This is a genomic window from Kutzneria sp. 744, assembly GCF_000568255.1.
Lineage (GTDB): Bacteria > Actinomycetota > Actinomycetes > Mycobacteriales > Pseudonocardiaceae > Kutzneria.
The window spans coordinates 5,552,430-5,559,827 of sequence record NZ_KK037166.1 but is presented as its reverse complement, the minus strand read 5'-3'; the positions used below and the strand labels follow the sequence as shown (position 1 = coordinate 5,559,827).

Below are 7,398 nucleotides of genomic sequence, written 5' to 3'. Positions count from 1 at the left end.
CAGCTGGTGCCGCCAGGTCCACCAGAACTCGGGGAACCCGTGCAGCATCAGCGTGAGCGGACCGCGGCCGGCCTCGGCGACGTGCAGCCGGATGCCGTTGGCCGAGACGGTCCGGTGGCGCGGCGCTGTTACGAGCGCTCGCCGGGGTGGCTCAGCGCGGCGGCCGTGTCCTTGATCGTCTCGATCGTCCGCTGCGGTGCCCTGATCCGGCGCACCTTGCGGTAGCCGAGCAGGCCCAGCAGGCCCGCGACCAGCAGCATCGCGAACCAGACGATGCCGAACGCGGCCGACCGGTACAGGCCGAGGTCGGCCAGCAGCTCGGCGATCGCGAAGAACAGGAAGAACAGGCTGAACATCACGATCGTCAGCGCGCCGATGAAGAACACGCTGCCCCGCAGCGCCTTCTTGACCTCGGCGCCGACCTCCAGCTTGGCCAGCTCGATCTCGGCCCGCAGCAGGACGGAGACCTGGGTCATCACGTCCTTGATCAGGCCGCCGACCGACTGCTCGCCGGCGACGTCGCGCGGCGTCTCCTCGGTCAACGGGATCGAGGGCACCGGGGGCAGCCCAGCGCCGTGGCCGTTCGGGGTGTGTCCTGGGCCTGTCACGGTGGTCATCGTGCCATGCACCCACCAGGGTTCGCTGTGCGGTGCGCCCGGAAGGCTCACACCCAGGCCCGCCACGCCCACGAAGGCGGCCCTCGCGCGGGCCGCCTTCGTGGTGGGGCTCAGTCCTCGGCCTTGCCCGACTGCAGACCCGATGAGATCAGGTCCATCACCGACGAGTCGGCCAGTGTCGTCACGTCGCCGATCTTGCGGTTCTCGGCCACATCCCGCAGCAGCCGGCGCATGATCTTGCCGGAGCGGGTCTTGGGCAGCTCCTGCACGACCAGGATCTGCCGCGGCTTGGCGATCGCGCCGATCTCCTTGGACACGTGGTCGCGCAGGTCCTTCACCAGCGCGGTGGCGTCCTCGCCCTCCTTGACGCCGCGCAGGATCACGAACGCCACGACCGCCTGCGTCGTCGTCGGGTCGGTCGCGCCGACCACCGCCGCCTCCGCCACGCGCGGGTGCGACACCAGCGCCGACTCCACCTCCGTGGTGGAGATGTTGTGGCCGGACACCAGCATCACGTCGTCGACCCGGCCCAGCAGCCAGATCGCGCCGTCGCTGTCGTACTTCGCGCCGTCACCGGCGAAGTAGTAGCCCTGGTCGTGGAAACGCGCCCAGTAGGTCTCGCGGAAACGCTCCTCGTCGCCCCAGACGCCACGCAGCATCGACGGCCACGGCTTGTCCAGCACCAGGTAGCCGCCGCCGCCCGGGCCGACCTCCTTGCCGGTGTCGTCCACCACCTTCGCGCCGATGCCCGGCAGCGGGCCCATCGCCGAACCCGGCTTGGCCACCGTGACGCCGGGCAGCGGGGCGACCATGATCGCGCCGGTCTCCGTCTGCCACCAGGTGTCCACCACCGGTGTCTTGCCGGCGCCGATGTGCTCCCGGTACCAGATCCAGGCCTCGGGGTTGATCGGCTCGCCGACGCTGCCCAGCACGCGCAGCGACGTCAGGTCATAACCGGCCGGGATCTCCGCGCCCCACTTCATGAACGTGCGGATCAGCGTCGGGGCCGTGTAGTAGATGGAGACCTTGTACTGCTGGATGATCTCCCAGTGCCGGCCCTCGTGCGGGGTGTTCGGCGTGCCCTCGTAGACGACCTGGGTGACCCGGTTGGACAGCGGGCCGTACACGATGTAGCTGTGCCCGGTGACCCAGCCGATGTCGGCCGTGCACCAGTAGACGTCGGTGTCCGCCTTGAGGTCGAAGACGTTGTAGTGCGTGTAGGACGCCTGGGTGAGGTAGCCGCCCGAGGTGTGCAGGATGCCCTTGGGCCGTCCCGTCGTGCCCGAGGTGTACAGGATGAACAGCGGGTGCTCGGAGTCGAAGGCCTCCGGCGTGTGGTCCTCGGACTGGCCGTCCACCACGTCGTGCCACCACAGGTCGCGGCCGTCGGTCCAGTCGACCTCGCCGCCCGTGCGCCGGACCACCAGCACGTTGGTGATGGTCGGCGTCTTGGCCACCGCCTCGTCCACGGCCGCCTTGAGTGAGACCGGGTTGCCGCGGCGGTACTGGCCGTCGGTGGTGATCACCAGCTTGGCCGCGGCGTCGTCGATGCGCGAGCGCAGCGCCTCGGCCGAGAAACCGCCGAACACCACGCTGTGCACCAGGCCCAGGCGGGCGCAGGCCAGCATCGAGAAGATCGCCTCGGGCACCATCGGCATGTAGATGGCCACCCGGTCGCCGGCCTCAAGACCCAGCGACAGCAACGCGTTCGCCGCCTTGGACACCTCGCGCTTGAGGTCCGCGTAGGTGATCGTGCGGGTGTCGCCGGGCTCGCCGACCCAGTGGATCGCCACCTGGTCGCCGTGGCCCGACTCGACGTGCCGGTCGACGCAGTTGTAGGCCACGTTCAGCTTGCCGCCGACGAACCACTTCGCGAACGGGGCGCCCGACCAGTCCAGGACCTGGTCCCACTTGGTCGCCCAGCTCAGGCGCTCGGCCTGCTCGGCCCAGAAGGCCTCGCGGTCGGCGTCCGCCTCCTGCTGCAGCGCGGCGGTCGCGTTGGCCTGAGCTGCGAACTCCTCGCTGGGCGGGAACGACCTGCTCTCGGAGAGCAGGTTGTCCAACGCGGACGACTCTGTCATGGTGCGTGGCCTCCTGGAACTCGCCTGCGGTAGTGGTGCTGAACCTAGTGCTACGGGGACTCCCGTACCAGTGCCGTAAGGTCTAGACCATATCGGCCGGGTAGGGTCGCCGGCTGTGACCGAGCCATCCAGCACTGCGACCTTGGTCGCGGATCTTCGTGCTCCGAGCGTGAGCGAGGAACGTCCGTGACCGACCCGCTGGCGCCCCTGCTGGATCTGCCCGGTGTCGCCGCGGCCGTCGAGGCCGCTCGCGACGCCGTCGCTGAGGTCCACCGCCATCCCGCCAACCGCCGCGGCTGGCCCACCACCGCCGCCGAGGCCTCCGTCCGCGCCGCCCGGGCCTCGGCCGCCCTCGACGGTGGCGCCGTAGAGATTCCGTCGGACGGGTCCGTGTCCGATCCCGTGCTGGCCGGATCCCTCCGGGTCGCCGAGGCCATCGGCCCCCTGCTCGCCACCTGGCAGAAGGCCCCTTTGCAGGCCCTGGCCCGGTTGCACGTGCTGGCCGCCGCCGACCTCGTCTCCCCCTCCGACCTCGGCCGGCCCTCCTCCAGCGGCTCCCGCCTGGAGCTGCTCGCGTCGTTGGTCGCCGGCGGCACCAAGGCCCCCGGCCCCGTCCTCGTCGCCGTCGTGCACGGCGAGCTCTTGTCTCTCGCCCCCTTCGGCCCCGTCAGCGGCCTTATCGCCCGCGCCGCCGCCAGGTTGACGATGATCGGCACCGGCCTCGACACCAAGGGCCTCGCCGTCCCCGAGGTCGCCTACCTCCGCCGCGCCGCCGAGTACCGCTCCGCTCTGGAGGGCTTCTCCTCCGGCACCCCCGACGGCGTCGCCGGCTGGCTCCTCTTCGCCTGCTCCGCCCTCGAAGCCGGCGCCTCCGAAGCCCGCAGCATCGCCGACGCCGTCGGGCAAGGCTGATTCCTCGGCTGTGGACAGTTCTGCCCTTGTCCACAGCCCCCGCCGTTCAAGATCGCCCAGCATCCAGCGCGGGTAGACTGGGTCCGGGGTCGCCCCCCGGGTCGGGTGGGGGATGTTCATGAGCGCACGAAACGGTCGCGCCCGCCCGTAACCACGAGTGGTCCCGGCGGCTCCGCCCACCCCATGCCAAGCCGTCGGTCTAGCTTGCCGCCGCCCCCAGCGCCACCAACGCATTCCTGACATGCCCGCCGGTAGCGGTCAAAGCCTCCGCCGCCTGCACGGAGTCGATCCCCGCCAGCAGCCGCACCAACGCCACCTTGAGGTCCCCGTCGGCCTCCAACAGCGCGGCCATGCACTCCGCCTCGTCCAGCCCGGTGGCCTCGCGCAGGATGCGCAGGGTGCGGCCGCGCAGCTTGGCGTTGGTGGCCCGCATGCTGACCATCAGGTTGGAGTAGGTGCGCCCCAACTTCACCATCACGGCGGTGGAGAAGGCGTTGAGCACGAGTTTCTGGGCGGTGCCGGCCTTCATACGGGTGGAGCCGGCGATGGCCTCGGGCCCGGTGTTGACGGCGATGAGCACGTCGAGGGGCACAGCGGGGGCGTCGACCGGGTTGGCGGAGAGCAGCACGGTGCGGGTGCCGATCTCGTTGGCGGCGGCCAACGCCCCGAGCACGTACGGGGTGCGGCCGGAGGCGGTGAGACCGAACACGAGGTCGGTGGGGCGGACGGAGCCGTGGATCTCGGCGGCGCCGGCGTCCCAGTCGTCCTCGGCGTTCTCGACGGCGGTGCGCAGCGCGGCGGTGCCGCCGGCGTGGTGGGTGACGAACCAGTCGGCGGGGGTGTTGAAGGTGGGCATGAGCTCGGCGGCGTCGAGGGTGGCCAGCCGCCCGGAGGTGCCGGCGCCGACGTAGTGGACCTGGCCGCCGGAGCGCAAGGTGGCGACGGCGTAGTCGACGGCCCGGGCGACCTGCGGCAGCACGTCGCCGACGGCGGCCGGCACGAGGCGGTCCTCGGCGTTGATCATCCGCAGCACGTCCACCGTTGGCAGTCTGTCAATCCCCTCCGTCCTGGGGTTGCGCTGCTCGGTGGGGGAATCGACACGCACGATCGACTCGCGTGGCTGCGGCAACGTCATTTACCTGTCTCCCGTGCCTTTCGGCGGCCGTCGGGACGCGGACCGAGTCGATGCCCACCCACAGCCTCGTAGGTGGACTCCAACGCGTTACGCGCGCTGTCGAGGTGTTTCTGAGCGACTCCGATGAACAGGCAGTCGATCACCGTGAGCTGGGCGATCCGGCTGGCCATCGCGCCCGAGCGGAACGTGGTCTCCCGCGCGGCGGTGGTCAGCACGTGGTCGGCGACCTCGGAGATGGGCGAGCGGGGGAAGTTGGTCAGCGCCACGGTGGTCGCGCCGTGCTCCCGAGCCACCCGAAGCGCCTCCACGGTGTCCGCCGTGGCGCCGGTGTGCGAGATGCCGAAAGCGACGTCGCCGTCGGACAGCACGGCGGCGGACGTCAGCATGATGTGGGTGTCGCTCCACGCGAAGCTGACGCGCCCTATGCGATGCAGCTTCTGCTGCAGGTCTGCGGCGACGAAAGCGCTTGCGCCGACCCCGTACACGTCGACCCGCCCGGCGGCGGCGACGGCGTCCACGACGGCGCTGAGCGTCGGGATCTCCAGCTGCTCGGCCGTCTCCTCGACGGCGCGCGCGTCGGCGAACGCGACCTTGCCGACCACCTGCGACAGGTCGTCGGTGGGCGCGATGTCGCTGCCCAGGTCGCGGTCGATCCGAGCGGCGGTGCGCGCGGTGTCGGCGGCAAGGGCGATCCGCAGCTCGGGGTAGCCCCCGACGCCGATCGCCTTGCAGAACCGGGTCACCGTCGTCTCGCTCGTGCCGGCCGCCTCGGCGACCTCGGTGATGCTGCGGTGCGCGACGACCTGCGGGTTGTCGAGCACGACCTTGGCCACGCGCTGCTCGGCACGGGCGAGGCCGGGCAGCAGCGAACGGATCCGGACCAGCGGGCTCGCCTCGCTGATCTCATTGACTGACTTGGCGGGTGCCACGTGGGAAACTTACTAACAGTAACTGTTTCGGTCAACATGACGGCCCCTGACCTGCGGTTACGTCAGCTGCCAGCCGACCGGCGTGAACGTGGTGCGGCCGCAGCTCAGCGAGATGTCGGCGACGTTCACGCCCCGTCCTTCGTACGAGGGATCGGTTGTGTAACGCCAGCGGAGCTGCAAAGCGTTCGATGGGTTCGCCACCTGGGCCCGAACCTGCTGCCAGGCCCGGCCGGACTGACCCGACAGCGACGTCTCGGTCTGACCACGGACAGTGACCGGAACCGTGGTCCAGGTGGCGCCACCGTCGGTGCTGGCCTCCAACGTGAGCAGATCCGAGGACTCGGTGTTGACGAAGGCGTCGAACGACAGCCGCACCGTGCCGTGCAGCGTTCCCGTGGTCAGAGTGCTCGTCGAACCGCCGCCCTCCCCGGAGAACCACGACTTGCCGCCGCCCGGCGCCTGCACGGTCATGGCCTCCGCCAACGCCTGCGCCGCCGCGCGACGGGCGCCGTTGGTGCTCGGGGTGTTGCGGGTCGGGTGCACCCGGTTGGTCAGCAGGATGGCGAACGACCGCGAGCGCGGGTCGATCACGAGCGACGTGCCGGTGAATCCGGTGTGCCCCATGGTGTCCGGGCCGGACAGCCCGCCCATGTACCAGATCTGGTCCAGCTCGAAGCCCAGCCCGTGCGAGTCGTCGGGGAACTTCTGGTTGAAGTTGACCTGCATCAGGTGCACGCCGTGTTCGCTGAGAATCCGGTGCCCCCGGTACACGCCGCCGTTGAGGATCGCCTGGGCCAGCACGGCCAGGTCGTCGGCCGTGGAGAAGACGCCGGCGTGCCCGGCGACGCCGCCCATCGCCCAGGCGTTCTCGTCGTGCACGGATCCGCGCACCATGCCCCGCGGCGGCGACGCCTCGAACTCGGTGGCGGCGATCCGGTCCAGCTTCGACGCGGGCGGGTTGTAGCCGGTGTCGACCATGTGCAGCGGCTCGGTGATGTCCTTGCGCACCAACTCGTCCAGCGGCTTGCCGGTGACCTGCTGCAACACCAGCTGCATGGTCAGCATGTTCAGGTCGGAGTACACGTACGCGGTGCCGGGCGGCGAGGCCGGCGTCGTGTCGAGGATCGCCTTCTCCCGCGACGGGATGTCCGGATATCCGGCCCACAGCGACGGAATCGGGTCGGGGATCAGCCCGGAGGTGTGCGTGAGCAGCTGCTCGATGGTGATCGCGCCCTTGCCGTTGGTGGCGAACTCCGGCAGGTAGTGCGCGACCGGCTCGTCCAGCGCGATCCGTCCGGCCTCCAGCTGCTGCACGGCCACGACCGAGGTGAACAGCTTGGACAGCGACGCCAGGTCGTAGATGGTGTCGGTGCGGGTCGCCACCATCTGGTCCGGCGGCAGCAGCGTCGTCGCGTCCTTGTACTTGACGGCCTCGCCCGTCGCCGTCCGGTCGACCATGACACCGTTGTGCGCCAACAACACCGTGGCCCCGGGATAGATCGACGGCACCCACGCGGCGAGCTGCTGGTTGAAGGCGTCGATCGGTGCCGCGTTCAACCCCGCCGCCGCCGGCGACCCCGCGCGCAGCACCGTGCTGGCCGGCGCGAACCCCTGGTACGGCCGGTCGAAGCGGGCCGAGTTCGGCCCGGCGTCCGCGCTTGTGGTCACGGCGAACGCCAGCACGAGCACGGCCGGCAGGGCGAGGACACGAATCCGCATGGCCA

At 70.6% G+C, this 7,398-nt stretch carries 6 protein-coding genes and 1 pseudogene; 1 reads left to right on the top strand and 6 read right to left on the bottom strand.

Annotated features, from left to right (window positions below):
* The 3 genes and pseudogenes from KUTG_RS63895 to acs all read right to left on the bottom strand — a co-directional run.
* Positions 1–93: pseudogene (locus tag KUTG_RS63895) on the bottom strand (alpha/beta hydrolase); the annotation flags it as partial.
* Positions 94–128: 35 nt separating this feature from the next.
* A complete protein-coding gene (locus KUTG_RS24910; RefSeq protein WP_043720035.1) occupies positions 129–617 on the bottom strand; it encodes a phage holin family protein in 489 nt (162 codons plus the stop codon).
* Between the two features lie 110 nt (positions 618–727).
* Positions 728–2,698 (bottom strand): acetate--CoA ligase, encoded by a 1,971-nt coding sequence (gene acs, locus KUTG_RS24905; protein ID WP_043720032.1) that lies wholly within the window; start codon positions 2,696–2,698, stop codon positions 728–730.
* A gap of 186 nt (positions 2,699–2,884) precedes the next feature.
* Here acs and KUTG_RS24900 point away from each other — a divergent pair, with 186 nt between their 5' ends.
* Positions 2,885–3,610, top strand: coding sequence for a Fic family protein (locus KUTG_RS24900; protein WP_043720031.1), 726 nt, complete (start codon positions 2,885–2,887; stop codon positions 3,608–3,610).
* A 199-nt stretch (positions 3,611–3,809) separates the two neighbouring features.
* On the opposite strand, the gene KUTG_RS24895 is transcribed toward KUTG_RS24900, so the two are convergent.
* The 3 genes from KUTG_RS24895 to KUTG_RS24885 are packed head-to-tail and all read right to left on the bottom strand — an operon-like array spanning position 3,810 to position 7,393.
* On the bottom strand, positions 3,810–4,745 hold the full coding sequence (locus tag KUTG_RS24895; RefSeq protein ID WP_043720028.1) for an N-acetylmuramic acid 6-phosphate etherase: 936 nt from the start codon (positions 4,743–4,745) through the stop codon (positions 3,810–3,812).
* Complete coding sequence (locus tag KUTG_RS24890) at positions 4,742–5,674, bottom strand: MurR/RpiR family transcriptional regulator (protein ID WP_232240929.1); 933 nt, start codon at positions 5,672–5,674, stop codon at positions 4,742–4,744. The genes KUTG_RS24895 and KUTG_RS24890 overlap by 4 nt, the downstream gene beginning before the upstream one ends.
* Positions 5,675–5,731: 57 nt before the next feature.
* On the bottom strand, positions 5,732–7,393 hold the full coding sequence (locus tag KUTG_RS24885; protein ID WP_043730530.1) for a serine hydrolase domain-containing protein: 1,662 nt from the start codon (positions 7,391–7,393) through the stop codon (positions 5,732–5,734).
* Positions 7,394–7,398 lie beyond the last annotated feature (5 nt).